The sequence below is a fragment of the Candidatus Methylomirabilota bacterium genome, assembly GCA_035709005.1.
In the GTDB taxonomy this organism is placed as follows: domain Bacteria; phylum Methylomirabilota; class Methylomirabilia; order Rokubacteriales; family CSP1-6; genus 40CM-4-69-5.
Window position 1 is genome coordinate 38,809 of record DASTFB010000132.1, and the last position, 25,994, is coordinate 64,802.

At 68.8% G+C, this 25,994-nt stretch carries 25 protein-coding genes; 2 read left to right on the top strand and 23 right to left on the bottom strand.

From position 1 onward, the window contains the following. The first annotated feature begins 144 nt into the window (after positions 1–144). Together VFR64_22065 and VFR64_22070 are read left to right on the top strand one after the other, a co-directional pair. Positions 145–1,260: an exo-alpha-sialidase gene (locus VFR64_22065; protein ID HET9492418.1), complete on the top strand. Its 1,116-nt coding sequence runs from the start codon at positions 145–147 to the stop codon at positions 1,258–1,260. Further along, on the top strand, positions 1,257–1,553 hold the full coding sequence (locus VFR64_22070; protein ID HET9492419.1) for a MoaD/ThiS family protein: 297 nt from the start codon (positions 1,257–1,259) through the stop codon (positions 1,551–1,553). Before VFR64_22065 ends, VFR64_22070 begins: the two co-directional genes overlap by 4 nt. 46 nt (positions 1,554–1,599) lie before the next feature. Here VFR64_22070 and fdrA read toward each other — a convergent pair whose 3' ends face one another. From fdrA to coxB, 23 genes are all read right to left on the bottom strand, one after another. Continuing rightward, entirely contained in the window at positions 1,600–3,111 is a 1,512-nt protein-coding gene (gene fdrA, locus VFR64_22075) for an acyl-CoA synthetase FdrA (GenBank protein HET9492420.1), read from the bottom strand. Between the two features lie 56 nt (positions 3,112–3,167). Further along, positions 3,168–4,526, bottom strand: a complete 1,359-nt coding sequence (locus VFR64_22080) for a sigma-54 dependent transcriptional regulator (GenBank protein HET9492421.1) — start codon at positions 4,524–4,526, stop codon at positions 3,168–3,170. 9 nt (positions 4,527–4,535) lie between these two features. Further along, the gene (locus VFR64_22085; GenBank protein HET9492422.1) at positions 4,536–6,764 is read right to left on the bottom strand and encodes an ATP-binding protein; all 2,229 of its coding nucleotides are present in this window, start codon (positions 6,762–6,764) and stop codon (positions 4,536–4,538) included. Then, positions 6,764–7,330 carry a DUF4390 domain-containing protein gene (locus VFR64_22090; protein ID HET9492423.1) on the bottom strand — a complete coding sequence of 189 codons (567 nt, stop codon included), beginning with the start codon at positions 7,328–7,330 and terminating at the stop codon, positions 6,764–6,766. The genes VFR64_22085 and VFR64_22090 overlap by 1 nt, the downstream gene beginning before the upstream one ends. A 46-nt stretch (positions 7,331–7,376) precedes the next feature. Beyond that, positions 7,377–8,276 (bottom strand): UDP-3-O-acyl-N-acetylglucosamine deacetylase, encoded by a 900-nt coding sequence (lpxC, locus tag VFR64_22095; GenBank protein ID HET9492424.1) that lies wholly within the window; start codon positions 8,274–8,276, stop codon positions 7,377–7,379. A 146-nt stretch (positions 8,277–8,422) separates the two neighbouring features. Continuing rightward, the gene (locus tag VFR64_22100; protein ID HET9492425.1) at positions 8,423–9,187 is read right to left on the bottom strand and encodes a 16S rRNA (uracil(1498)-N(3))-methyltransferase; all 765 of its coding nucleotides are present in this window, start codon (positions 9,185–9,187) and stop codon (positions 8,423–8,425) included. Next, positions 9,184–10,059, bottom strand: coding sequence for a 50S ribosomal protein L11 methyltransferase (locus tag VFR64_22105; protein ID HET9492426.1), 876 nt, complete (start codon positions 10,057–10,059; stop codon positions 9,184–9,186). Before VFR64_22105 ends, VFR64_22100 begins: the two co-directional genes overlap by 4 nt. Positions 10,060–10,082: 23 nt before the next feature. Next, the gene (dnaJ, locus tag VFR64_22110; protein ID HET9492427.1) at positions 10,083–11,171 is read right to left on the bottom strand and encodes a molecular chaperone DnaJ; all 1,089 of its coding nucleotides are present in this window, start codon (positions 11,169–11,171) and stop codon (positions 10,083–10,085) included. Between the two features lie 26 nt (positions 11,172–11,197). Continuing rightward, a complete protein-coding gene (gene grpE, locus VFR64_22115; protein HET9492428.1) occupies positions 11,198–11,716 on the bottom strand; it encodes a nucleotide exchange factor GrpE in 519 nt (172 codons plus the stop codon). Between the two features lie 55 nt (positions 11,717–11,771). Next, positions 11,772–12,791, bottom strand: coding sequence for a heat-inducible transcriptional repressor HrcA (gene hrcA / locus VFR64_22120; protein ID HET9492429.1), 1,020 nt, complete (start codon positions 12,789–12,791; stop codon positions 11,772–11,774). A 56-nt stretch (positions 12,792–12,847) separates the two neighbouring features. Further along, positions 12,848–13,945: a radical SAM family heme chaperone HemW gene (gene hemW / locus VFR64_22125; GenBank protein ID HET9492430.1), complete on the bottom strand. Its 1,098-nt coding sequence runs from the start codon at positions 13,943–13,945 to the stop codon at positions 12,848–12,850. Positions 13,946–14,203: 258 nt separating this feature from the next. Continuing rightward, the gene (lepB, locus tag VFR64_22130; protein ID HET9492431.1) at positions 14,204–14,926 is read right to left on the bottom strand and encodes a signal peptidase I; all 723 of its coding nucleotides are present in this window, start codon (positions 14,924–14,926) and stop codon (positions 14,204–14,206) included. Position 14,927: 1 nt separating this feature from the next. Continuing rightward, positions 14,928–16,718 (bottom strand): translation elongation factor 4, encoded by a 1,791-nt coding sequence (gene lepA / locus VFR64_22135; protein HET9492432.1) that lies wholly within the window; start codon positions 16,716–16,718, stop codon positions 14,928–14,930. A gap of 17 nt (positions 16,719–16,735) precedes the next feature. Further along, positions 16,736–17,884 carry an NDP-sugar synthase gene (locus VFR64_22140; GenBank protein HET9492433.1) on the bottom strand — a complete coding sequence of 383 codons (1,149 nt, stop codon included), beginning with the start codon at positions 17,882–17,884 and terminating at the stop codon, positions 16,736–16,738. Beyond that, entirely contained in the window at positions 17,803–17,973 is a 171-nt protein-coding gene (locus tag VFR64_22145; GenBank protein ID HET9492434.1) for a Trm112 family protein, read from the bottom strand. Before VFR64_22145 ends, VFR64_22140 begins: the two co-directional genes overlap by 82 nt. 4 nt (positions 17,974–17,977) lie before the next feature. Then, positions 17,978–18,901, bottom strand: coding sequence for an NAD-dependent epimerase/dehydratase family protein (locus VFR64_22150; GenBank protein HET9492435.1), 924 nt, complete (start codon positions 18,899–18,901; stop codon positions 17,978–17,980). Next, entirely contained in the window at positions 18,898–19,833 is a 936-nt protein-coding gene (locus VFR64_22155; GenBank protein HET9492436.1) for a UDP-glucuronic acid decarboxylase family protein, read from the bottom strand. Before VFR64_22155 ends, VFR64_22150 begins: the two co-directional genes overlap by 4 nt. 9 nt (positions 19,834–19,842) lie before the next feature. Then, positions 19,843–21,153: a UDP-glucose/GDP-mannose dehydrogenase family protein gene (locus tag VFR64_22160; GenBank protein ID HET9492437.1), complete on the bottom strand. Its 1,311-nt coding sequence runs from the start codon at positions 21,151–21,153 to the stop codon at positions 19,843–19,845. A gap of 84 nt (positions 21,154–21,237) precedes the next feature. Next, complete coding sequence (locus VFR64_22165; GenBank protein HET9492438.1) at positions 21,238–21,435, bottom strand: hypothetical protein; 198 nt, start codon at positions 21,433–21,435, stop codon at positions 21,238–21,240. Between the two features lie 90 nt (positions 21,436–21,525). Then, positions 21,526–22,281, bottom strand: coding sequence for a cytochrome c oxidase assembly protein (locus tag VFR64_22170; protein HET9492439.1), 756 nt, complete (start codon positions 22,279–22,281; stop codon positions 21,526–21,528). Continuing rightward, positions 22,278–22,580 carry a cytochrome C oxidase subunit IV family protein gene (locus tag VFR64_22175; GenBank protein HET9492440.1) on the bottom strand — a complete coding sequence of 101 codons (303 nt, stop codon included), beginning with the start codon at positions 22,578–22,580 and terminating at the stop codon, positions 22,278–22,280. Before VFR64_22175 ends, VFR64_22170 begins: the two co-directional genes overlap by 4 nt. After that, positions 22,577–24,934 carry a cytochrome c oxidase subunit I gene (gene ctaD, locus VFR64_22180; GenBank protein ID HET9492441.1) on the bottom strand — a complete coding sequence of 786 codons (2,358 nt, stop codon included), beginning with the start codon at positions 24,932–24,934 and terminating at the stop codon, positions 22,577–22,579. The genes VFR64_22175 and ctaD overlap by 4 nt, the downstream gene beginning before the upstream one ends. After that, positions 24,934–25,935 carry a cytochrome c oxidase subunit II gene (coxB, locus tag VFR64_22185; protein ID HET9492442.1) on the bottom strand — a complete coding sequence of 334 codons (1,002 nt, stop codon included), beginning with the start codon at positions 25,933–25,935 and terminating at the stop codon, positions 24,934–24,936. The genes ctaD and coxB overlap by 1 nt, the downstream gene beginning before the upstream one ends. Between the last annotated feature and the right edge of the window lie 59 nt (positions 25,936–25,994).

Consider the following 25,994-nt stretch of genomic DNA (forward strand, 5'->3'; position numbering starts at 1 on the left):
AAGAGCCGGAATCGACAAGGATGTCGATTTGGGCCCGGACCGGTCGACTAGACCGTAGAGCGATGACGACCGTGGGGCGGGCCGCGCCAGTCGTGCCGACAACGGCCGGCCCCGGCTGGCATCAGGCTCGGGAAGGAGCAGGACATGAGCGGAGTACGGGTTCTGGTCGGTACGCGCAAGGGTGCGTTCGTCCTCACGTCCGACGCCAAGCGCACACGGTGGGACGTCAGCGGTCCTCACTTCGGGGGATGGGAGCTCTATCACCTCAAAGGTTCTCCCGCTGACCCGAATCGCCTTTATGCCTCGCAGTCGAGCGGCTGGTTCGGGCAGCTGATCCAACGCTCCAACGACGGCGGCAAGACGTGGGAGCCGGTCGGTAACAAGTTCGTCTACGAAGGCGTTCCCGGCACTCATCAGTGGTACGACGGCTCGCCCCACCCCTGGGCATTCGCCCGGGTCTGGCACCTCGAACCCTCCCTGTCCGATCCGGATACAGTCTACGCCGGGGTCGAAGACGCCGCCTTGTTCCGATCGGTCGACGGCGGGCAAACCTGGCAAGAGCTTCCCGGCCTCCGGCGCCACAGCTCCGCGTCCACCTGGCAGCCGGGCGCGGGCGGAATGTGTCTGCACACGATCCTGCTGGATCCCCAGGCCCCCGGCCGGATCTTCGTCGCCATCTCGGCGGCGGGCGTGTTCCGCACCGACGACGCCGGCGAGACGTGGCGGCCGATCAACCGGGGCTTGCATTCGGAAGGCATCCCCGACCCGAACGCGGAGGTGGGCCACTGCGTTCACCGCATCACGATGCACCGATCGCGTCCGGGCGTGCTGTTCATGCAGAAGCACTGGGACGTCATGCGCAGTGACGACGCGGGCACTTCTTGGCACGACGTCGGCGAGAACTTGCCCAGTGATTTCGGCTTCCCCATCGAGGTGCACGCACACGAGCCGGACACCATCTACGTCGTTCCGATCAAGAGTGACTCGGAGCACTATCCGCCCGACGGAAAGCTCCGCGTCTATCGCAGCCGGACGGGCGGGCACGAGTGGGAGGCGCTCACGACGGGCCTGCCCCAACGCGACTGCTACGTCAACGTGCTCCGCGACGCGATGGCCGTCGACGCGCTGGACCCGTGTGGCGTGTACTTCGGGACCACCGGCGGGCAGGTCTATGCCTCCGCCGATGCCGGCGACCACTGGGCTCCCGTCGTCCGCGACCTGCCGGCGGTGGTGTCCGTGGAAGCCCAGACCCTGCCATGATCCGGGTCGTGCTCCCGGCCCACTTGCGAGCTCTCGCTCGCGTCGACGGTGAGGTGCACCTGGACGTGGGCGGGCGGGCCACGCAGCGCTCGGTGCTCGATGCGCTCGAGGCCCGCTATCCGACGCTGCGGGGGACGATCCGCGACCACGCCACCCAGCAGCGCCGGGCGCTGGTGAGGATCTTCGCTTGCCAGGAGGACCTGTCTCACGAGTCGCCGGACGCCCCGCTGCCCGAGCCGGTCGTCGCCGGCGCCGAGCCCTTGCTGATCGTCGGCGCCATGGCCGGCGGGTAGGCGCCGGCGTCGGCCGCGTCCCGCGAGTGCTTGCCGGCCCCGCTGGTCAGCCGCTGACGGCGCGGGCGATCCGCGCGGCCAGCCGGGCGGCCTGGGCGTTCGACGGCATGACGATGACGCCGTGGGCGGTGAGCGTGGCCACCTGGGCCTGCCGTCCCTGGGGGTCGCCGTCAGTGCCCACGACGCAGGCGACGATGGCCAGCCCGCGCTGCCGCGCACGCGCGTCGGTGCGCGCCCGCTCGAGCGCGGGGACCAGCTCGCCGGCGGGATCAGGGTGGGCTCCGTAACCCAGGATGACGTCCAGCAACAGGATGGCCGTGGCCGGATCGGCGGCCTCCCGGACGATCCACTCCCGGCGAACGCTCCCGTCGATCATCGGGTGAGGCCGACCCACGGTGAACATGTCCTCGCCGAGGTCGACGACGCGGTGAGCGCCGGCGCCCGACGTCACGTCGGGAGCGACGTCGGGCAGCACCGCTGCCAGAATGGCCCGCGCCTCCCAGGCCAGCGTGCCTCCCGCAAAGACGCCGCTGATGCAGCGTTGCCCCGGCGCCAGCCCGCGCGCGGCCTCGGCCACGAGCCGCTCCACCTCGCCGGCGGGCATGGTGAATTCCGTCGCGATCGGACGCTCCTTCCTGGCCTGGGCCACCGCGGCCCGCGCGCAGTCCTCGAGAGAACCCGATCCCGAGCCGACGAAGTGCGCGACGCAAGGCTTGCCGAGCCGTCCGATCTCCGACGCCAGCCGGGCCGCCACAGCCTTTCCGGGTGGCTTGCCGATCACGCACAGGACTTCGGTAGCCTCGTCCTCGGCGAGCACGACGAGCGCCCGCGACATCATGAGTCCACCGACCGCATCCGTCAGATCGCGCCCGCCTACGCCGATGCCGTGCGAGATGCCTTCGCCGTAGCGGGCGACGAGCGTGCTCACCTCTTGCAACCCCGTCCCCGAAGCCGCGGCGATGCCGATCCGACCGCGGGGCACGGCATTGGCGAATCCTAGCGGCACGCCGTTGAGCAGCGCCGTCCCGCAGTCGGGGCCCATGAGAAACAGCCCCTGACCGAGGGCCAGACGCTTGAGCTCGAGCTCGGCCTCGACGGGAACGTTGTCGCTGAAGAGCATGACGTGCAGTCCCATATGCAGTGCCTTGCGAGCCTCCGCTGCTGCGTAGAGCCCGGGGACGGAGATGAGCGCGAGGCTGGCATCGGGAAGGGTGCGGATCGCCGACGTCAGCGTGCGGGCGCGGCGGTCCGGGGCGCCCGACAAGCCCCCCCGCGCTCGCGGTGGGCCAGTCAGCAGCGCGGTCCGGGCCGCCGCTTCAGCGCCGCTGGCCGCCGCCTCGTCGGCCGCCGCGACCGCGATGAGCAGATCGGCGGGCGCCGTGTCCGGGGCGTCCGGAGGCAGGAGGCCGGCGTCGGCAAGCAGGGCGCGGTTCTGCGGCGTGCCCATCATGGCGGCCGCCCGCTCGACGCCGGGAACGGCCTCCATGTCGCGAGTGAGCCGCATGAGGGTCACCGAGTCGTGATACGCGCTCCGCCAGACGAAGTTCCAGACGGGCATCGCTCAGCCACCGCGCGAAGGATCGAGCCCCGCCAGCGCCCTGAACGCTGCCCGCCTCACCGGGGCGGGGTGATCCCGTAGAGCTTGATCTTGCGGTAGAGGTGGCTGCGCTCGATGCCCAGCCGCTCGGCGGTGCGGGTCATGTTCCAGTCGTTGGCCCGCAGCTCGGTGAGAATGTACGCGCGCTCGAAGTTGTCCCGGGCTTCGCGTAGCGATCGATCGCGGGTGTCGACGGCCGCCGCAGCGGCGTCCTTGGGCCGCAACGGGGCTGGCAGGTCGTCCACACCGATGACGTCGGTCGGCGCCATGATCACCAGCCGCTCCACCATGTTGCGGAGCTCCCGTACGTTGCCCGGCCAGTCGTAGGTCATGAAATAGGCCAGCGCCTCGCCCGACAGCGTCTTGAGGCGCTTGCCGTTCTCCACGCAGACGACGCGGATGAAGTGGTCGATCAGCAGGGGGATGTCTTCCTTACGCGCCCGTAACGGAGGCACCTCGATGGGAATGACGTTGAGGCGGTAGAACAGGTCCTCGCGGAAGCCGCTCCCCAGCAGTGCGCTGAGATCGCGATTGGAGGCGGCGATCACCCGGACGTCGACCTTGATGGTCTCCCGCCCGCCCACGCGCTCGAAGGCCTGCTCCTCCAGGGCTCGCAGTACCTTGGCCTGCGTCTTGAGGCTCATGTCGCCGATCTCGTCCAGAAACAACGTCCCGCCGTCGGCGAGCTCGAAGCGGCCGCGACGGCGGCTGAGCGCGCCGGTGAACGCCCCTTTCTCGTGGCCGAACAGCTCGGACTCGATCAGCTCTTCGGGGATGGCCGCGCAGTTGACCTCCACGAACGGCCGTTCGCGGCGGGCCGACAACGCGTGGATGGCCCGGGCCACCAACTCCTTGCCGCTGCCGTTCTCACCGTGGATGAGGACGCGGCCATTGCTGGGCGCCGCGGTGGCGATCTGTTCGCGAAGCTGGCGGACGGCCGAGCTCTCCCCGATGATCGTCCAGCGCTCCTCCAGCCGCTCCCGCAGCGTGGCGTTTTCCCGCTCGAGCCGCGCGTGCTCGAGGGCGCGGCTGACGGTGAGCAGGGTCTTCTCCAGCGATAGCGGCTTCTCGATGAAGTCGTAGGCGCCGAGGCGCGTGGCCTTGACCGCGGTCTCGATGGTGCCGTGGCCGGAGATCATCACCACCGTCACTTCGGGCCGCTGTCGCTTCAGGTCGGCCAGCGTCTGCAGGCCGTCCTTGCCCGGCATCCAGATGTCCAGGAACACCAGGTCGAACGGCTCGTCGCCCAGCATCACCAGCGCATCGTCGCCGGTGCCCACGGCGGTGACCCGATAGCCTTCATCCTCGAGTACGCCCCGGAGGGTCGACTGAATCGCCGGCTCATCGTCGACGATCAGGATATGCTCGCCGGCCATTGTCGCTCGCTAGGCCTGGGTCTCGACCGCAGCCGACAGGCGCGCCACGGGAAGCTCGACCACGAAGCGGCTCCCCCGCGGGTGGTTGTCCTCCACCCAGACGGCCCCGCCGTGCTCGGTGATGATCTCGTGGACGATGGGCAGCCCCAGGCCCATGCCGGTGGTCTTCGTCGAGAAGTACGGCAGGAACAGCTTGTCCTTGTCCTCGGGCTTGATCCCCGGACCGGAATCGCTCACGATGAGCTGGACGCGGCCTCCGTCGGGCGCCAGCGCGATCTCGATGTCCACGTCCCCTCCGCCGCCCACCGCCTCCACGGCATTGTCGACCAGATTGAGCAGGGCCCGCTTGATGTAGTCGGGGTCGAACTCCAGGAGGGGCAAGTCGTCGGGGTACCGGGTGCTGAACCGCAACGTGGGATGGGACTCGCGGTAGAGACTCGCCACGCTGTCCACCAGGGGGCGCAGGTCAGCGGGCCGCGGGGTGAGCACCGGCATCCGGGCGAATCGCGAGAACTCGTCCACGAGGCGGCGGAGACCGTTGACTTCCTGGATGATGATGCCGGTGCACTCGGCCACCAGCTCGTGGTCGCCGGCGTTACGGGTCAGACGCCGACGCAGGCGCTGGGCCGACAGTTGGATCGGCGTGAGCGGATTCTTGATCTCGTGGGCGATCCGCTGGGCCACTTCGCGCCAGGCGGCCAGCCGCTGCGCTTTGAGCAGCTCGGTGAGGTCGTCTACGACGAGCACGGCTCCGGCGTACTCGCCTTCGGGCCCGCGCAGTGCGGTGGCCGAGGCCAGCAGCGAGACGGTGGCGCCTTTGCGGCGCAGATGGAGCTCCTGATCGACCGCCCCCGCCCGAAGCCGGCGCACCCGCTGGACGAGGCCGATCACGTCGGCCAGGTCGGGACTGCCGAACACCTGCTCCACCGGCCGGCCCACCGCGGTCGCCCCCTGCAGCCCGAACATGGCCGCGGCCGCCCGGTTCAGGGTGGTGACGCAGCCCTGAGGATCCAGGGAGACGACGCCGGTGGTGACCGCCTCCATCACCGTCTCGATGTACCGTCGACGTTCCTCGAGCTCCGTGTGCTTGTCTTGCAGGTCCAGATACGCTTCTTCCAGCTGCCGCTTGGAGCGACCGAGATCTTCGGTCATGCGGTTGAACGAGTCCACGAGGACGCCCAGCTCGTCGTCGGCGCGCACCTGCACCTTGTAGCTCAGGTTGCCGGCCGCCACCTCCCGGGTGCCTTCGGCCAGCTCGGCGATGGGCCCGGTGATGCCGCGGGCCAGATAGAGCCCGAACCAGGTGAAGGAGAACACGATGATCAGGGTCAGCAGCATGAACAGCAGGATGTAGATGCCCTTGATGGGGTTCTTCACCAGCTTGAGCTGCTTGTACTCCAGAAAGGCCTGGGCGATCCCCCGGATCCGGTGTTCCAGTCGCTCGGCCACGTGGGTCCCCACCACGACCGTGCCGAGGATGCGGCGATCGGAGTCGCGGGCCACCACCGGGGCGAAGGCCTCGATGAGATCGCCCGAGTAGACCTCGCGGACCGTGGTGACGTGTTGGCCGGCCAGCCCCAGGCGCAGTTGCCCTTCGTTGATGTCACGGGTCGGCAGCTCGCCCAGGGCCGGGTCGTTGACGTGGGCCAGTTCCTGCCCTTTCGCGCTGAAGACGGTGATGGCGCTGAGCCCCAGCTGTTCCTGCTGCTCGACCAGGTAGGCGGCCAGCGCCTCGCGCCGGGCGTCCTCGAGCAGCGCGTCGCGCTCGACGACGCGGGCGATGTGCTGCCCGTGGCGCAGCGCGGCCGCCTGGAGGTTCTGGTAGTACGTCTGGGCCACCGACAGCGCCTGTTCCAACGGCTGCTCGACCTGCGGCTTGAACCAGCCTTCGATGGATTTGTTGATGAAGTTTGAGGCGATCGTGAAGATCAGGATGGCGGGCGCCAGGGCCAGCGACAGGAAGGCCAGGACGAGCTTCGTCTTGAAGCGTGACCCCAGGAGCTTTCGGCGACGCTCGAACCAGAGCTTGACGAGGTTCCGGAGCAGGAGCACCAGCAGGAGCAGGAAGACGATGAGGTTGAGGTTGAACAGCGCGAACACGACAATGTTCGAGGCAAGCGGGACTTCGGGCACCCGCATCTCGAAGTTCAGGGCCGTGGCCACCACCAAGAAGGCCAGGGCCGCGGTGACGATCACGGCGTTGCGGCGGCGCCGGCTGGGTTCGGTCAGCAGGGGCATCAGCGCACGCGCCGGACCGTCCGATAATCGGATTGCAGCACCGTCTCTTCGGCGGTGCCCGCCATTCGCGCCACGAACGTGTTCTCGCCGTTGAGGGCGGCCTCGGCCCGGACCCGGACGTAGATGACCGCGTTGAGGTCGACGTCGGCGGCCGGGCTGAGCTTGGCGGCCCGCAGCTCCGAGATGACCCGCTGGGCGTCGCGCAGGTCACGTGTGGCATAGATCGGTCGCGTCTCGCCTTTGAGCGAGGCCACGCGGAACTCCTTGCTCACGACATTGTAGGTCAGGTTGCGCTCGATGACCCTGGTGGTGAGCAGGCGGTCGCGCCACCCGCGATTGAGCTGCCAGAGCTCGATGGTAAAGCGGAGGTGGCTAGGGATGCCGCTGTAGATCGGCTCGTCGAACGTCGGGGGCACGGCTCCCACTGCGACGACGTGGACGGTGAAATCGTGGTCGTTGAGATAGACCGCGAGGTCGGTCAGGCGGAGCTCGCCCCGGGCGGACACCGGGACGGCGAGCCACGCGCCGACGATGAACATCAGGAGTCCCGCACGCAGACCTGCCATAAGGCCGACAGGACATTATAGCGTCGGGTCCCGAGCGCGACTCGGGTTAGATGGCGGCGGGGGCGGGCGCCAGGCCGCCGTGCTGAGCCGCCTCCCGGACCGGCAGCGCAACGCCGGCCGGTCGGCGATCGAGGCCGAGGGCTCGTTGAATCGCGACGACGAGGTCGAAGTTCAGGGCGTGGCCGGCGTTGCGGGCGATCACATAGCCCACGACGGGCCGCCCGAGCAGGGCCAGGTCGCCGATGAGGTCCAGAATCTTGTGCCGGACGAACTCGTCCCGATAACGCAGGCCGTTCAGGGCGCCACGCTTGCCCACGCCGATGGCGTTCTCCAGCGAGGCGCCCCGCGCCAGGCCGTTACGGCGCATCTCTCCCAGATCCTTGAGGAACCCGTAGGTCCGCGCCGGGGCGAACTCCTCGACGAACATCCGCTCGGTCGGGGCGCAGGTGATGGCCTGGACACCGATGGCCGGATGGTCGTTGTCCAGCGTGTAGCTGATACGGAAGACGTCGGATGGAAGGATCTGGATCCACCGCCCGCCGCCGCCGACCCGGATCGGGTATGGAACGACGATGGGCCGCTTCGGTGCTGACTGCTCCACCCGGCCGGCGGACGCGAGGAGCGCCACGAAGGGCTTGGCGCTGCCGTCCCCGGCCGGGATCTCCGGCCCGTCCACCTCGATGAGCAGGTTGTCGAGCCCGAGGCCGGCGGCCGCCGCCATCAGGTGCTCGACGGTCTGGATCTTCGTGCCGTTGCGGCCGATCGTGGTCGCGTAATGGGAGTTCATCACGCTTTCGGGCGCTGCCGCGATGGCGTCGTCGTCGCCCTGGCGGAAGACGATGCCGGAGTTCGCCGGCACTGGAGACACCCTGATACGGGCCGGCTTGCCGGAGTGCAGGCCGACGCCCTCGAGCTCGACTGGTCGGCGGATCGTACGCTGGTGCATAGCCGGGTGGAAGGTGAGCAACCTGGGTGCCAGACGGCACGGGAGATCTAACGCTATGTTTTTCCAGACTAAATATAGTGACTACGGAGTCCGGGATCGCTGTCGCGTCGCAGCCGTGCAACATGCCGGAGGGGGGGCTGTCTCATTTAGGAAACATGCTCGCCACCGAGATCTCCGAACCTGAACTGCAGTACCGCGATAACGGAGAGGCCGGCAGTTTCCGTGCGCAGGGTCCGTGGCCCGAGAGAGGCGAGCGACCACCCGCGCACGCTGGCGCGCCCCACCTCCTCGAGGCTCAGGCCACCCTCTGGTCCGACGAGCACGACCGCGGTGGCCGGCACGCGGCCGAGGTCCTCGCAGAGGCTGGCCAGCGACGGCGCTTGACCTTCCCACAGGCACAGGCGCAGGTCCGCCGAAGTGACGTCGGAATCCAACCACTCGTCCAGCGAGCGAGGCACCTCGACCTGGGGGATGAAGGCCCGGCCGCTCTGCTTGCTCGCCTCCTTGGCCACGCGTTGCCATCGACGCGCTCGATCGCGCCAGCGGCCGGGGTCGGCCCGAACGACGGTGCGCTCGGTGAGGGCGGGCATCACGCGCCGGACCCCCAGCTCCGTCGCGGCCCGGACGATGGCTTCCATCTTGTCGCCCTTGGGCACGCCCTGCACCAGGCTGATGGCGAGCGGGGACTCCGAGGCGCTCGGCGCCACGCGGAGAATCATGCCGGTCGCGGCCTCGCCCAACTGCTCGAGCCGGACGGTGTAGTCGTGGCCGCGCCCATCGACCGCGACGACCAGGTCTCCGGGGGTCAGGCGCAGCACGGCGCTCATGTGACGGCTTTCCGCTTGGTCGAAGGCGACGCGGTCGCCGCTGATCTGCTCCGGCGTCACCGTGAAGCGTCGCGGGCCGCTCACGCTACCCGTCTCAGCACGAGGGTGCTCCAGCCGTCCACGGAGCGAACGGTGACCGGAACGAAGCCGTGCGCCGTGATCGTGGCGCTGACGGCCGGCGCTTCCGGATCCAGGATGCCGCCGAGCACCAGGGCGCCAGCGGGCGCGACATACCGAGCGTAGTGGGGGCCCAGACGCAGGTGAGCGGGCGCCAGCAGATTGGCGAGCACGAGGCCGGCGGCCGCCGAGGTGAGACTTCCCGCGTCGCTCTGCAAGGGCCGCACGCGCTCCGTCACGCCGTTGCGGCGGGCGTTGGCCGCGGCGCAGGCGAGCGCGTCGGGATCATCATCCACGGCCAGCACGGTCAAGACGCCGAGCCGGACCGCGGCGATGGCCAGGATCCCCGAGCCCGTCCCCAGGTCGATCGCTGTCCGCGGCGATGCCCGCTCCATGATGTCCTCCAGACTTTCCAGGCAGCCCTGTGTGCTGGCGTGGTGACCAGTGCCGAAAGCCCGGCCGGGGTCGATCACGATCGGGATGCGCTCGCCAGCCGCGCACGCGTCCCAGGGCGGCGCGATGAGCAGCCGGCGGCCCACCGACAGCGGGCGGAAGTGAGCGCGCCAGGCCTGGGACCAATCGACGTCGGCCACGCGGCTCAGGGTCGAGTCCTGCGGCGCGGGAAGTCCGAGGGCTCGTAACCCGGCCAGGTAGTTCGCCAGGCGGGTCCCGATGCCGGCTCCCGCGCCGGGAGGGAAGAAGGCCCGCAGCCGCAGCTCGCGTCCCGGCGCCTCCTCGCCCACGACGCCCAGGGCGCCGAGCTCCCAGAGAAAGTTGGTCAGCGCCTCCTCGACCGCCTCGGGTGCGCTGATGGCCAGCTCCCAGTACGCGCTGCTCATTCGGGGGCAGGCCGACGCCCGCGTCAGCCGATCAGCTTCTTCATGCGCTCGAGGAACGCGCCCAGCAGCGGGCCGCTGTGGCCCCTGGCGGCGGCCTCGAAGGCCTGCAGCGCCTCGCGCTGCGCCGCGTTCAGCTTCTGGGGGACTTCGAGCAGGAGGCGGTAGCAGGCATCACCGTGACCGCGCTCGCGCAGGCGCGGCATGCCGCGGCCTCGCAGCCTCAAGATCTGATTCGGCTGAGTGCCCGCCGGAATCTTCAGCGACGCGGTGCCCGAGATCACCGGCACCGTGACTTCCGCGCCGAACACGAGCTGGGGATAGGTCACCGGCAGCGTGCAGTAGAGATCCGCGCCGTCGCGGGTGAAGAGCTCGTGCTCCCGGACTCGCACCACCACGTACAGGTCGCCCGCGGGCCCGCCGCCCAGTCCGCTCGCCCCCTCTCCGGGCATTCTCAGCTGCATGCCATCGTCGATCCCGGGCGGGATCTTGACCGAGAGCAGCCGCTCGGCCCGCTGGCGGCCCTCGCCGCGACAGGCCCGGCACGGATCGCGGTTGAGCTCGCCTTCCCCGTGACACTTGGGGCAGGTGCGCGCCACCGTGAGGAAACCCTGGCTGATTCGTATCTCGCCGCGCCCGTGGCACGTGTCACAGGTCGTGCGGCGGCCCCCCGGCTCGACACCGCTGCCGTGGCAGGCCTCGCAGCGGTCCAGGCGGGGCACCTGGATCTTCGTCTCGGTGCCGCTGGCCGCCTCCTCCAGCGCAATGGCCAGCTCGTACTGCAGGTCTTCGCCGCGGGCGGCCCGCCCGCGGCGGCCCCGGCCGGAACCGGCGAAGAAGCTCTCGAAGATGTCATCGAACAGCGTGCCGAAACCCTGGTCGAACCCGGTCGTGACGCCGACGGTCCCGAAGCGATCGTACTGGGCCCGCTTGTCGGGATCGGACAGGATGGCGTAGGCTTCGTTGACCTCCTTGAAGCGCTCCTCGGACTGCTTGTCGCCCGGATTCCGGTCGGGGTGGTACTGCAGGGCGAGCTGCCGATAGGCTTTCTTGAGGTCGACGTCGCTTGCGCTGCGGGGGACCCCCAGCACCTCGTACAAATCGCGGGGCGGCATCTACCCGAGGCGGAGAGGCAGCCGGATCATGCGGCGTCCTCGTCGGGGGCCGCCGCGACCGCGACCTGGGCAGGACGGAGCACCCGGCCGTGGAGGAGATACCCGGGAGCGATCTCCGATACGACCGTTCCCGGTTCCTCGGTGGCGCTGATCACCCGCGCGGTCGCCTCGTGGCGTGTGGGATCGAAGGCCTGCCCGAGGGCGGAGTACCGGGCCATCCCGTGGCGCTCGAGCACGCGCAGCAGCTCGCGCTGGATGAGCTCCACCCCTTCCAGGACCCCCTTGGCGTCTGCCGTGGCCCGCGCCGCGGCGAGCGCCCGGTCCAGGTTGTCGAGCGCCGGCACGAGATCGCGGAGAAGCGTCTCGTTGGCGTAGCGGGTGTAGTCCTCCCGGTCGCGCTGTGCGCGACGGCGCATGTTCTCCGTTTCGGCGAGCGCGCGGAGCAGGCGGTCGCGCTGTTCTTCGAGCTGGCGTTTGAGCTCGGCCACCTCGCTCTCGGCCGCCGGCTGATCGTTCCCGGTGTCGGTCCGTTCGTCGTCTCTCATCTCAACGAATTATAGCAGCCGCTCGGTGCTCGCCTGGCTCGCCGGGTCGACGCGGTCAGGACGGCAGGTAGAGATCCTGCCGGGCCCGCGACAGTGCCTCGGTGACGTGGCGCGCCGTCTCGTTCACCACCGAGATGACCTCGGGGTAGGGCAGGCGGCGAGGGCCGACCACACCCAGGATTCCGAGAACCTGGTTGCGGTACAGGTAGGTCGATGTGATCAGCGTGCACTCCCGCATCTCCGCGTAGGGATTCTCCTCGCCGATGGTGACATGCACCCCCTGGTCCTCGGCGAGGCCGGCCATGAGGCTGGCCAGCCGCTCCTTCTGCTCGAACGTCCGCAGGAGCTCGCGCGTCGTCTCCAGGTCCCAGAATTCCGGATGGTCCAGCATGTTGATCGCGCCGCTGATATAGAGCGTACGGCCGCGGAGCATCTCCACGACCTGCTCGGTGATGGCCCGGGCCCGCGTATGCAGCTCGTCCAGCGGGTCGGCCGGGGCCGTCTCCATCGCCACGATGCTCGCCACCGTGCGGTCCCGGAAGCGCCGCATCAGCTCCCGCCCGATCTTCCGAACCTCCTCGGCGGGAAGCGGTGGGTCCAGGCTGATCGCCCGCGCCGTAACCCATCCGGTCTCCGTCACCAGGACGGCCAGCGCCCGGTCGGGCTCGAGCGGGATGAGCTCGACCCGGTTGATCGTCGTATGCCGTAGCGGCGGGGCCAGCAGGAGGCCGGTCATCTTGGTCACGGCCGACAAGTGCTCGGACGTGCGCTCCATGAAGTCGTCGATCCCGGTGCCCCGGGGGGGCAGCGCCTCGGTCGCCGGGGAGCCGGACGTGGGCCGCGGGAACGAGTCGACGTACAGGCGGTAGGCCTTGTCGGTCGGCACGCGGCCGGCGCTGGCGTGGGGCTGGGTCAAATACCCCATCTCCTCGAGATCCGCCATCACGTTCCGGATGGTGGCCGGGGAGAGGTTGCGAAAGTACCGTTTGGCGAGCAGGCGCGAGCCCACAGCCTCCGCCGAGTCGACGTATTCCCGGATCAACGCGATGAGGACATCGCGGTGACGTTTATCCATCCGTGTTCTTGTAACAATCGGGTCTGAGCAAGTCAAGGCGGGCACGGCCGAACGGCCTAGAGAAGCTCGACGAACAGGGCGTCGGACAGGAGGAATCCGGACTCCGTGAGGGTGACCCGCTCGGCGTCGGCCCGGACCAGTTTCGCCTGCTCCCAGTCGGCGACCAGGCCCCCAAGCCGCGGATCATCGAGCAACCGCTGCTCCAGCCAGGCCCGTGGCACCCCGTCGGCCGTGCGGAGCCCCAGGATGAGCCGCTCGGCGAGCCGCTGGCGCGGCGTCAGGCGCTCCCACGTCTCGACAGGCAGGGCTCCCGTATCGAGCGCGGCGACGTAGCGCGGCACCGGCTTGTGGTTGCTGTACCGGACGTCGCCGAGGAATCCGCAGGCGCCGGGGCCACAGGCCAGGTATTCGGCGGCCTGCCAGTAGATCAGATTGTGCCGCGAGCGGAAGCCGGGGCGCGCGTAGTTCGAGATCTCGTAATGCTCGAGCCCGCGGACGCGTGCGGCGTGGGCCAGCGCCCAGTATTGCTCGATGACGACGTCCTCCGTCGGCAGCTCGGGCGCTCCCGCCGATCCCCACAGGCTCCCCGCGTCCAGAGTGAGCCCGTAGGCGGAGAGGTGATCGGGCCGCCAGTCGAGCACCTGCCCGACCGTCCCGGCCCAGGCGGCGGTGTCCACGCCCGGGAGACCGTACATGAGATCTACGCTCACGTTGTCAGCCCCGCTGGCGCGGGCCGCCTCGAACGCGGCCCGTGCGTCGGCGGCTCCATGACGACGGCCGAGCCGGGTCAGCACGCCGTCGTCCAGGGCCTGGACTCCCAGGCTGAAGCGGTTGACGCCGGCGGCGCGATAGCCGGCGAAGGTCTGGACCGACACGCTTTCCGGATTGCATTCGAGCGTCACCTCGACATCCCCGGCGACCCGGAATTCCCCGCGGAGCACTGCCAGCAGAGCGGCCACGTCGTCGGGATGCAGCAGGCTGGGCGTGCCTCCGCCGATGAAGATGCTCACCAGCGTGACCGCGCCCGCCCAGGGCAGAGCCCCCAGCAGCCTGATCTCCCGATCGGCGGCCACGAGGTAGCGGCCCAGCGCGGCTTGGTCGAACGGGGCCGTGTTGAACGAGCAGAAGTGACATCGCGCCTCACAGAACGGCATGTGGATGTAGAACCCCAGCTCGTTGCCGCTCGGCCGCGTCTCTCCCAGAATGCCCAGCGGCGAAGCGGCCAGTGCGTCTGTGAGGCGTCCGCGGGCAGGGGGTGCGGGGACCCCTGTGAGACCCGTTTCCCTGGCGGCCGTCCGGGCGCGGAGGCGGATCAAACCGTGGTCACGACTCACTTCAGGCGATGACTCAAGCGCCACGGTAGTTGCGGCGGGGCACGGGCGTGGCGACAGCCCGGGTGCCCGTGCCCGGTTTCAAGGTATGTACTTGCCGAGCCGCCACCACCGCATCCAGTGCCGCTCGCTATTCCACGACCAGTAGATCAGGAAGGCTTTGCCCTTGATCTTCTCCCGGCGGACGAACCCCCAGTAGCGGCTGTCCTGAGAATTGTCGCGGTTGTCCCCCATGACGAAGTAGGAGTCGGGCGGCACCGCGGTCGGCTCGCATCCGTAGGCGTAGCCGCAGTACGTCTGGCCGGTGCCGGTGTGGCCGGAGTTGGGCGCGGTGTGCTTGACGTAGGGTTCCCGCAGCCGCTGCCCGTTGACATGCACATCATGGCCCCGGATGACGATCTGGTCGCCGGGCACCCCGACGATCCGCTTGATGAAGTCTCGCTTCTCGTCCTGAGGGTACTTGAACACGATGATGTCGCCCCGCTGCGGCTCCCGCAGACCGGGCATGTGGATGTCCGTGAAGGGCAGCTCGGGTCCGTACAGGAACTTGTTGACGAGGATGTAGTCCCCCACCAGGAGGGTGTCCATCATCGACCCGGACGGGATGGTGAAGGCCTGGACCACCAGCGTGCGGATGATCAGGGCCAGGACGATCGCGATGACGATCGCCTCGCCGTACTCCCGAACCAGCGACTTCCGGCGTCCCTTGGTCCCGACCGTCTCGGTCGCCGCCCCGTCGCCGTCGCGCGATCCCGTGACCGGTACCCGTATTTTTGATTCCACCTCGACTTTTCGGTCGTCCATGTCAGCTCTTGAGAACGGTGAGGAAGGCTTCCTGAGGTACCTCGACCTTGCCCACCTGCTTCATGCGCTTCTTGCCTTCTTTCTGCTTTTCGAGCAGCTTGCGTTTCCGGGTGATGTCTCCTCCGTAGCATTTGGCGGTGACGTTCTTGCCCATGGCCTTGACCGTCTCCCGGGCAATGACCCGGCTGCCGATGGCGGCCTGGATCGCGACTTCGTAAAGCTGGCGCGGGATCACCCCGCGGAGCTTCTCCACCAGCGTCTTGCCCCGCTCGTAGGCCTTGTCCCGGTGGACGATGATGCTCAGGGCATCGACGGGATCGCCGTTGAGGAGGATGTCGAGCTTCACGAGATGGGACGGCCGAAAGTCGGAGAACTCGTAGTCGAAGGAGGCGTAGCCCCGGGAGATCGACTTCAACGTGTCGTAGAAGTCGATGACGATCTCGGCCAGCGGGAAGTCGAAGCGGATGTGCACGCGCTTGCCGAGGTATTCCAGGGACTTGTGCTCGCCACGCTTCTCCTGGGCCAGTTTGTAGATGGCCGTCATGAACTCGGTGGGCACGTACACCGAGGACTTCACGTAAGGCTCTTCCATCGCCTCGATGTGATCGGGGGTGGGAAGCTTCGACGGGTTGTCGATGTCCAGGACCTCGCCGGCGGTCGTCAGGACCCGGTAGCGCACCGAGGGCGCGGTGACGATGACCGACAGGTTGAACTCACGCTCCAATCGTTCCTGGACGATCTCCATGTGGAGCAGGCCCAGGAAGCCGCAGCGGAAGCCGTAGCCGAGTGCCAGCGAGGTCTCCGGCTCGAAGTTGAACGCGGGGTCGTTGAGCCGAAGCTTCTCCAGGGCGTCGCGCAGCGCCTCGTAGTCGGTGTCCTCGATGGGATAGAGGCCCGCGAAGACCATCGGCTTGGCGTCGCGATACCCGGGAAACGGCTCGGCGGTGGGGCGGGCCGCCTCGGTGATGGTCTCGCCGACTTTCGCATCGGACACGCGCTTGATGGAGGCCGTGAGATACCCGACCTGGCCGGCCGACAGCTCCTCGACCTGCCGCATCTCGGGCGTGAAGACCCCCACCTGCTGGACCTCGTAGGTCCGCCCGTTGGACATGAGGAGGATCCGCGTTCCGGCCCGCACGCGCCCGTCCTGCAGCCGCAGGTACACGACGACGCCCTGGTACGAGTCGTAGAAGGAGTCGAAGACCAGGGCCTTGAGGGGGGCTGCCGCGTCGCCGGTGGGAGGCGGAATGCGGCTGACGATCGCCTCCAGCACCTCCGGCACTCCGGTGCCGTGTTTGGCCGAGATGGCCAGCGCGTCGGCGCCATCCAACCCCAGGACTTCCGAGATCTGGGTCCGCGTGCCCTCCTCGTCGGCCGCGGGGAGATCGATTTTGTTGATGACGGGGATGATCGCCAGCCCGGCATCGGCGGCCAGATAGTAGTTGGCCAGGGTCTGAGCTTCGATGCCCTGGGAGGCGTCCACGATCAGCACGGCGCCCTCGCAGGCCGCCAGCGCCCGGGACACTTCGTAGGAGAAGTCCACATGTCCCGGCGTGTCGATGAGGTTCAGGGTGTATTCCTGGCCGTCGCGGGCCCGGTAGAGAAGGCGGACGGTGTGGGCCTTGATCGTGATCCCGCGTTCGCGCTCGAGGTCCATGGAATCGAGCACCTGATCGACGGCCTTCTTGGCGTCCATGGTACCGGTCAGCGCGAGCAGACGATCGGCCAGCGTCGACTTGCCATGGTCGATGTGGGCGACGATCGAGAAATTGCGGATGCGGGCCAGCGTCATGACGCCTCAGTCTACCATCAGCGAGTGATCCGAGCCCCGTCGCTCACGACGGTTCCGGCCGCCACCACGGCGCCCCCCGCGATGGTGGCGTCGCTGCCGATGCGAACGTCGTTGGCGATCACGCACTCGCGAAGGACGGCGCCGGCTCCGATTTGCACACGCTCCCAGACCACCGCCTCCTCCACGCGGGCCCCGGAGCCGACCACGGAGCCGGCCCCGATGACGGTCCGCGGCCCTACCCTGGCTCGGTCTTCCACGCGCGCGGCGGCGCCGATGACGACGGCGCCTTCCAGGCGGGCGTCCGAAGCCAGGACGACGTCCTCGGCCACCCAGGCCGCGCCCTGCCGCCGCCCAGCGGGAACCAGCGACGTGCGCACCCGCCCGTCGAGCAGGTCCATCTGGGCGATGCGATAGGCGTCGGGGCTCCCGATGTCCCGCCAGTACGCGGTGGGGCACCAGGCGAAGCAGGCGACGCCGTCGGCAATCAGGGCGGGGAAGACCTCGCGCTCGATCGAGACGGCCCGTTCGGCAGGGATTCGCCGCAGCAATTCGGCGTCGAGCAGGTAGACGCCGGCGTTGATCGTGTCCGCCGTGAGAGGCTCATCCGTCGCCGGCTTCTCCCGAAAGCGATGGATACGGCCGTCGGCATCGATTTCGACCAGGCCGTACGGTCGGGGATCGGGGACCCGCGTCAATAGAATGGTGAGGCGGGCCTGCCGCGCCTCGTGGAACCTGGCCATCGCCGTGAGGTCGACGTCGGTCAGGATGTCGCCGTTGAGCACCCAGACCCGGCCGCGGACGAGATCGGCCGCGTTGCGCACGCCCCCGCCCGTGCCCAGCGGCTCCTTTTCCACGACGTACCGCAGCCCGGCGCCCAACATCGCGACGCCCATCGCGTCCCTGACGTCTTCCACCCGGTATGAGCACGTGAGGATCACGTCGCCCACGCCGTGCTGACTCAGCAGTGCGAGCTGATAGGCGAGAAAGGGCCGGTTCAGGAGCGGGACCACCGGTTTGGCGCGAGCCAGCGTCAGCGGGCGAAGCCGCGTCCCCTGGCCTCCGGCGAGGATGACGGCCTGGGCGCTCAGCTGTTCGGCGCCCAGGGCTGGGCCTCGTCGATGAGCATGACGGGGATGCCGTCGCGGATCGGGTAGGCCTTGCGGCAGGCCGGACAGATGATACGCGTCTCCTCGAACCGGAGATCGCCCTTACAGGCCGGGCAGACCAGGATAGCTTTGAGCTCATCGTCGATCATGGCGTCACCCCCTTTCTTTAAAGTGCTCGAGCGTGCGCGTCAGGCCCTCGTCGAGCGCGGTGGCCGGGGTCCAGCCCAGCACGGCCTTCACGCGGCCGGCGTCGAGAACGCTGCGACGCTGTTCCCCCGGCTTGGCCGGGCCGTGCACGGGAGCCCGGTCGATCCGGGCCAGCCGGGCCAGCCGCCGGTAGAGCTCGTTCACCGTCGTCTCGATGCCGGTGGCGATGTTGAACACGCCCATGGCATCGGCGCGGGTCAGGGTCCGCACCACGGCGTCGGCGACGTCGTCCACGTAGACATAGTCGCGAGTCTGCTCGCCATCACCGTTGATGAGACAGGACTGCCCGCTCAGGAGGCGGTGGGTGAAGATGGCGACCACGCCGGCCTCTCCGTGCGGATTCTGCCGGGGCCCGTAGACGTTGGCCAGCCGCAGCGACACCCCGCGGCCACCGCCGAGGTCCGCCCAGACCTCCAGGTATCGCTCGGCCGCGACCTTGGACACCCCGTAGGGGGACGTGGCCCGCGTCGGGTGGTCCTCCGGAGTGGGCAGCACGTCGGTGTCGCCATAGGCGGCGCCTCCGGTGGACGTGTAGACGACGCGGCCCACCCCGACCCGGCGGCAGGCCTCGAGCAGGTTGAGCGTACCGAGGAGGTTCACGCTGGCGTCGAAGGCCGGATCGATCACGGAGCGCGCCACCGCCGCCTGAGCGGCCACGTGGACGACGGCCTCGGGCCGCTGGGCGGCAACGATGCCGGCCAGGCGGGCGCTGCGGATGTCGCAGACCTGCAGCGTCGCTTGGGGGTGGAGATTCGCAGCCCGACCGCTGCTCAGGTTGTCGACGACGACGACCGTGTGCCCGTCGGCGACGAGGCGGTCGACGACGTGGGAGCCGATGAAGCCGGCTCCGCCGGTGACCAGAACTTTCACCGGCCCAGCTTCCTGCGAAACCAGTCGATGGTGAGCCGGAGGCCTTCCTCGCTATCCAGGCGCGGCTCCCAGCCGAGCAGGGTGCGAGCGCGCGTGATGTCGGGTTGGCGCACCTTGGGGTCGTCCTCGGGCAGGGGCCGGAAGACGATCTCGCTGGGGGACGCCGTGAGGCGGATGATTCGCTTGGCCAGCTCCAGCAGGGTCATCTCGTGGGGATTGCCCAGGTTGACGGGCTCGTTGATCGGCGCCTGCATCAAGCGCCAGATGCCCTCCACCAGGTCGTCGATGTACTGGAAGGATCGGGTCTGCGAGCCGTCGCCGAAGACGGTGAGGGGCTGGCCGGTGAGGGCCTGGGTGACGAAGGCCGGAATGGCCCGGCCGTCGTTGAGCCGCATGCGGGGGCCGTGACAGTTGAAGATCCGGGCGATACGAGTGTCGATGCCGTGCGTCCGGTGATAGGCCATCGTCAGGGCCTCGGCGAAGCGCTTGGCTTCGTCGTACACGCCGCGCGGGCCCACCGGATTGACATGGCCCCAATAGTCCTCGCGCTGAGGATGCACGAGCGGGTCGCCGTACACCTCCGATGTGGAGGCCAGCAAGAAGCACGCCCGCTTGGCCTTGGCCACCCCGAGGGCCTGGTGCGTGCCCAGCGCCCCCACCTTGAGGGTCTGGATGGGCAGGGCCAGGTAGTCGTTGGGGGAGGCGGGACTGGCAAAGTGCAGGATCCAGTCGAGCTCACCCTCGACCTCGATGTAGTGCGTGACGTCGTGGCGGACCAGCGTGAAGCCGGGGTCGTCGCGGAGGGGGGCCACATTCTCCGGCGTGCCGGTGATGAAGTTGTCCATGCACACGACACGCGCGGAGCGCCGCAGCAGGAACTCGCACAGGTGGGAGCCGATGAAGCCTGCGCCGCCGGTGATGAGCACCCGCATGGTGGCGGGCTAGGCGGGCAACACCGGCTTGCGGCCGATGGAGTAGTACTCGAACCCGAGGCGGCGCATGCGCTCCGGCTCCCAAAGATTCCGCCCGTCGAAGATCACCGGCCGGCGCATCAGGCCGCGCACGCGCTCCAGGTTGAGAAACTTGAACTCGTTCCACTCGGTGACGAGGACGAGCCCGTCGGCCCCGGTCGCCGCCTCGTAGGGAGAATCGCAATAGCTGACCGCGGCCGACAGCGCCTTGCGGGCATTGGGCACCGCCACCGGATCGTAGGCCCGGACCCGGGCACCAAGAGCGAGCACCCGGCCGATGACCTCGATCGACTTCGCCTCGCGCATGTCATCGGTGTTGGGTTTGAAGGCCAGCCCCAGGATGGCCAGGGTCTTGTCGTCCAACGGATCGAGCGTCTTCCGGATCTTCTCGACGAAGTGGGAGACACGGTCGCGGTTGATGTCGATCACCGCCTTGAGCAGCCGGAAGTCGTAGCCGAGCGTGGCGGCGGTGTGGATCAACGAGTCGGTGTCTTTGGGAAAGCAGCTTCCCCCGAAGCCGAGCCCGGCCTGCATGAACGCCGGCCCGATGCGGGCGTCCAGGCCGACCCCTTTGGTGACCTGAGCGACGTCGGCACCCGCCAGCTCGCAGATATTGGCGATGGCGTTGATGAAGGAGATCTTGGCGGCCAGACAAGCGTTGGAGGCGTACTTGATCATCTCCGCCGACGGCACATCGGTGATGATCATCGGGCGCTCCAGCGGGGCGTAGAGCTCGAGCAGGATCATGGCCACCTGCTGGTTGGAGGCGCCGATGACGATCCGATCCGGGCGCAGGGTATCCTCGATGGCCGAGCCCTCGCGCAGGAACTCCGGGTTCGACACCACGTCGAAGGGCACCGGCCTGGGCTGGTGTCGCTGGATCACATCGCGCACGAGGTCCCCGGTGCCCACCGGCACCGTCGACTTGTTCACGATCACCGTGTGCCGCTCCATGGCCTGCCCGATGCCCTTGGCCACCGCCTCCACCGCCGTCAGGTCGGTCTGGCCGTTGTTGCCGGCCGGCGTGGCCACCGTGATGAAGACGATCTGCGATCGTTTGACAGCGGCGGCCAGATCGACGGTGAAGCGCAGGCGCCCATCGGTGACGTTTCGGGCGACCATCTCCTCCAGCCCCGGCTCATAGATGGGCATCCGGCCGGCTTCCAGGGCGGCGATCTTATCCGGCTGGTTGTCCACACAGATGACCTCGTTGCCGAGGTCGGCGAACACCGCGCCGGTGACGAGACCGACATAGCCGGTTCCGACTACGCAGATGTTCATGGAGGTTGGCCAGACCCATGATAGCAGAGGCAGGCAAGCTTGAACGAGCCCGCGACGATCGACCGGGCGTGAACGACCGCCGGCTCAGGCTACCAGGGGGCCGTCGTCCGTCGGGTCGGAATCCGCGAGCCCGTCGATCTGCTCGCGGGCGTTGCGCTGCGCCTCGCCCAGGGAATCAAAGCGGTGGCCCGAGATCGTGATGGTATTGCTTTCATCCCGGGCCTTCCACATCCACTCCCGTCGATGGCGACCGACGGGCACGAACTCCACTCTGACCGGCACGTGACTCCTCCAACCTTCGAATGCCGCGAGCGGAGGTGCAATGCCAGTGCCAGGCAAGTTTAGGTGCGCGTCGGACGTGTGCCTCCAGGACTAGGCGTCGTCCCGCTCGGCGGCGACCCACCGGAAGAACACGAGGGTGAAGACGGCCAGCGGGACCACGCCGGACGGGACCCACATGAGGACCCCGCCCAGGCGCTGGTCGACCAACGGGTCTACGCCCAGGCTCGAGGCGGCCGCGGCGTACGAGGGATAGAGCACCTGCTCGGCGGCGGTGATCATCGCCGCCACCACGGTCATGGGCACGCCGAAGACGAACAGGTAAAGCAGCTGGGCCCCGTAGGGCAACGCCGGCAGAAGCCGCGACGGGCTCAACACCGGCCACCACGCGAGCACGGCCGCCGCCACGAGTGCGGCGTGCTCGAGGGCGTGCCAGCCGGCAGAGCCCAGGGCGCGCTCGAAGGGGCCCGGGAGGTGCCACACGACGAGGGCCGCCTCGTACAGGATCAGCGCCGACACCGGATGGGTGACCGCACGCGCGACGCGCCGGCCGGCGAGCGGCCGGAGGAGGCGGGCGAGGATCCCGTCGATCATCCAGTCCGGCGTGCCGGCCAGGAGCAGGGGCGGCACCACCAGCATCAGAAGCAGGTGCTGCACCATGTGGGCGCTGAACAGGGCTTGCTCGGCCAGGTCGTGCAGCGGTCCGTTGACGGCGCCCAGGGCGGCCAGCAGGCCGGCGCCGAACGCCATGGTCCTTTCGACGGGCGGGCGCCACCGCCGGCGCCACCACGCCAGAGCCCACATCATAAACAGCGCGGCCGCCCCGACGAGGCTCTCCAGGTGGATCATCGCCCGAGCACCAGGAACTCCCCGTAGAGCGTCAGCAGCGCCAGCCCCAGGCTGATGGCGACGACGAGCGGACCCACGAAGAGCACGGTCAGCGAGCGGCCCTCGTAGCGGAGGTGCATGAAGAACAGCACCACCAGCGCGAACTTCGCCGTCGACATGACGAGCAGCAGCGGCACGATGACGGGGGCCAGACGCCGGATATAGATGACCCCGAATTCCAGCGCGGTGATCAGCGTCAGGATGACGGCGACCGCGACGTAGGTACGAACGGTCGCGTGATGCGGGGCGTTGCTCTTCATGACGGGACGAGGTAGACGAGGGTGAAGATGGCGATCCAGACGATGTCGACGAAATGCCAGTAGAGCCCGGCCACTTCTACCTTGACGGCGTCCTTCGCGCCGAGCCGACCACGCAGGTCCAGGACCAGCAGCGAGCACAGCCAGACCACTCCCAGGGCCACATGCGCCCCGTGGAAGCCAGTGAGTACGAAGAACGTCGATCCGAAGAGGTTCCGGCTGAGCGTGAGCCCCTCGTGCACGAAGTGGGTGAACTCGTAGGCCTGGAACCCCAGGAAGATGATGCCGAAGAGGGCCGTGCCGGCCAGCCACAGGCGGGCCTGGATCCGATCGTCCCGCTGGACGGCGCCCAGGGCCAGCACCATGAGGAGGCTGGACATCAGCAGATCGAAGGTGCTGAGCGTGGTGAGGGGGATGTTGAGGATTTCGTCGGGATAGGGCCCGATGACGCTGCCCCCTCGGTAGGCCATGTACGTCGCGATCAGGGTGCCGAAGAACAGGCACTCGGATCCGAGGAAGGTCCACATCCCCACCTTGCGATGGTCGACGCCGAGGGCGCCCGTCTGGTCGACGTAGAGGGGGTCACCGTGATGCTGCAGCGTGAAGCGGAAGGCACCGCACACGGTCACCAGCGCCCCCGCCAGCACGACGCCCACGTGGATCAGCGCGCCCGCGGCCGCCACGCCCACGCCCAGCGCGGTCAGCAGCGGCCAGCCTGAAGGCGCCGGCAGGTGGAGGTCGTGGCTCGCCGCCGGCGGGGCCAGCGGCGGCCGCCGGGGGCCGTACTTCTCCCGCCAGAACGTGTCGCGACCGTAGATCGGCGGGACGGTATCGAAGTTGTGAGCCGGCGGCGGGGACGGGATCCGCCATTCCAGGGTTCGCCCGTCCCACGGATCGGCGGGGGCCCGTTGGCCCCGGCGCAGGCTGACAAGCGCGTTGAGGATGAAGAGCAGCACGGCCACCGCGATGCCGAAGGCGCCGATCGAAGAGACCAGATTCCACAGCGACCAGCCGGCCCCCTCGGGGTACGTGAAGATCCGGCGGGGCATGCCCACGGCGCCCAGGTAGTGCTGGGGGAAGAAGGCGACGTTGAAGGCGAGGAAGAGCGTCCAGAACTGCCAGCGTCCCCAGCGCTCGTCGAGCAGGCGTCCGGTCATCTTCGGCCACCAGTAGTAGGCGCCGGCGAAGAGCCCGAAGAGACTGCCCCCGATGAGCACGTAGTGCAGGTGCGCGACGACGAAATAGCTGTCGGTCTGCTGCAGGTCCACGGGCGGCGACGAGTGCATGATGCCGCTGAGCCCGCCGATGGTGAAGGAGGCGATCAGTCCGGCCGCGAAGTGCAAGGCCGTCGTGGGCCGGATGCTCCCGCCCCAGAGGGTGGCCAGCCAGTTGAAGATCTTCACGCCGGTGGGGATGGCGATGAGCATGGTGGCGATCGAGAACGCGGTGTCGGCGATGGGCCCCATCCCCGCCGCGAACATGTGGTGACTCCACACCCCGAAGCCGAAGAAGCCGATGAGCACGCCGGAATAGATCACGACGGGAGCGCCGAACAGGGGCTTCCGGGCGAAGGTCGGCAACACCTCGGAGACGATGCCGAAGGCGGGCAGGATGAGGATGTACACCTCGGGGTGGCCGAAGATCCAGAACAGGTGCTGCCAGAGGTGGAGGTCGCCGCCCGCCGTCACGTCGTAGAACCGGGTGCCGAAGAACCGGTCGAACATGAGGAAGATCAGCCCCACCGTGATGGGTGGAAAGGCGAGCAGGATGAGGAACTGCACGACCAGGGTCATCCACACGAACACCGGCATGCGCATGAGGGTCAGGCCCGGCGCTCGCATATTGAGAATCGTGACGACGAAGTTCACGGCGGCGATCAGGGAGGACACCCCCAGCACCTGCAGGCTGAGCAGCCAGAAATCCACGCCGGCCGTGGGCGAGAACGGCCGCAGGGTGAGATTGGCGTAGCCGAACCAGCCGACATCGGGCGGCGTGCCGGCCAGGAAGCTGGCGTTGAGGAGCAGCCCGCCGGCCAGGAAGAGCCAGTAGGACAGGGCGTTGAGCCGGGGGAAGGCCACGTCGCGGGCCCCGATCATCAGCGGCACCAGGTAGTTGAAGAAGGCGGCGTTCAGCGGCATGACGGCCAGGAAGACCATCGTGGTGCCGTGCATGGTGAACAGCGCGTTGAAGGCCTCGGCGCTGACCACCGTGTTGCCGGGGGCGGCCAGTTGCAGCCGGATGAGCAGGGCCTCGATCCCGCCGATCACCAGGAACACGACAGCCGACACCCCGTAGAGGATGCCGATGCGCTTGTGGTCGACGGTGGTAAGCCAGAGGATCAGCGAACGTCGGCTCACTACTTCAGGCTCAACAGGTAGGCCGCCAGAGCGCGGGCCTCGGGCTCGCCGAGCCCCAGATCGGGCATCTTGACGGCGGGCTTGAGGGCGGCGGGGTCACGCAGCCAGGCTACGAGGTTGTCGGGGGTGTTCGGCAGCAGCCCGGCGCCCAGCGTGGTCCGGCTTCCGAAGTGGGTGAGGTCGGGGCCGAGCACGCCGACCGATACTCCCTGGATGGTATGGCAGCCCACGCACGCGCTCCGGGCGTAGATGGCCTTGCCTTCGGCCGCCTCACCGGCGGGTTCGGCCGGCGGGGCCTGCTGCGCGGCGACCCAGCGGTCGAACGCCGCCGGTTCCTGCACGATGACCCGCAGGCCCATCAGGGCGTGAGAGGCTCCACAGAACTCCGCGCACTGCCCGGGATATTCGCCGGGCGTCTCGGGCGTCAGCGTGATGTGAAGCCGTCGCCCGGGAACGACGTCGCGCTTGCCGCCGAGGCGGGGCACCCAGAAGGAGTGGATGACGTCGGGACCTTCCAGGAGCAGCACGGCCGGACGGCCCGCCGGAAGGTGCAGCTCGTTGGCCGTCACCACCTTCAGGGACGGGTAGTGAAATTCCCACCACCACTGCCGACCGCGGACCGTGACCTCCAGGGCGCCGGAGGGCGCCGGTCGACTGGTCTGGAAGATCACCTGAATGGTGGGAATGGCGATGACCAGCAGCACCACGGCCGGGGCGATGGTCCAGGCGATCTCCAGCGCGGTGTGCCCGCGGACCTGCCGCGGTGTCGGCCGGTCCGGGCGAGCCCGGAAGCGAAGCAGCACCCACACCAGGACGACCGAGACCACCGCGGCGATGCCGAGGCTGGCCCATGTAATGATGGCGTACACGTCGAGGATCGCGCGGGCGAAGTCCGAGTCCGCAACCAGTGTGGAGCGCGGTCCGTCCCAGGCGCAGCCGCCGACGAGGACGAGCAGCACGGCCGGAGCGCGGCGCAGACAGCGGTGCGCGCGAGAGCCCATGGCTATGCGGGTCACGATACCGACCGGGGGCTGGCCCCGCAAGCCCGCGAGGATCCCAC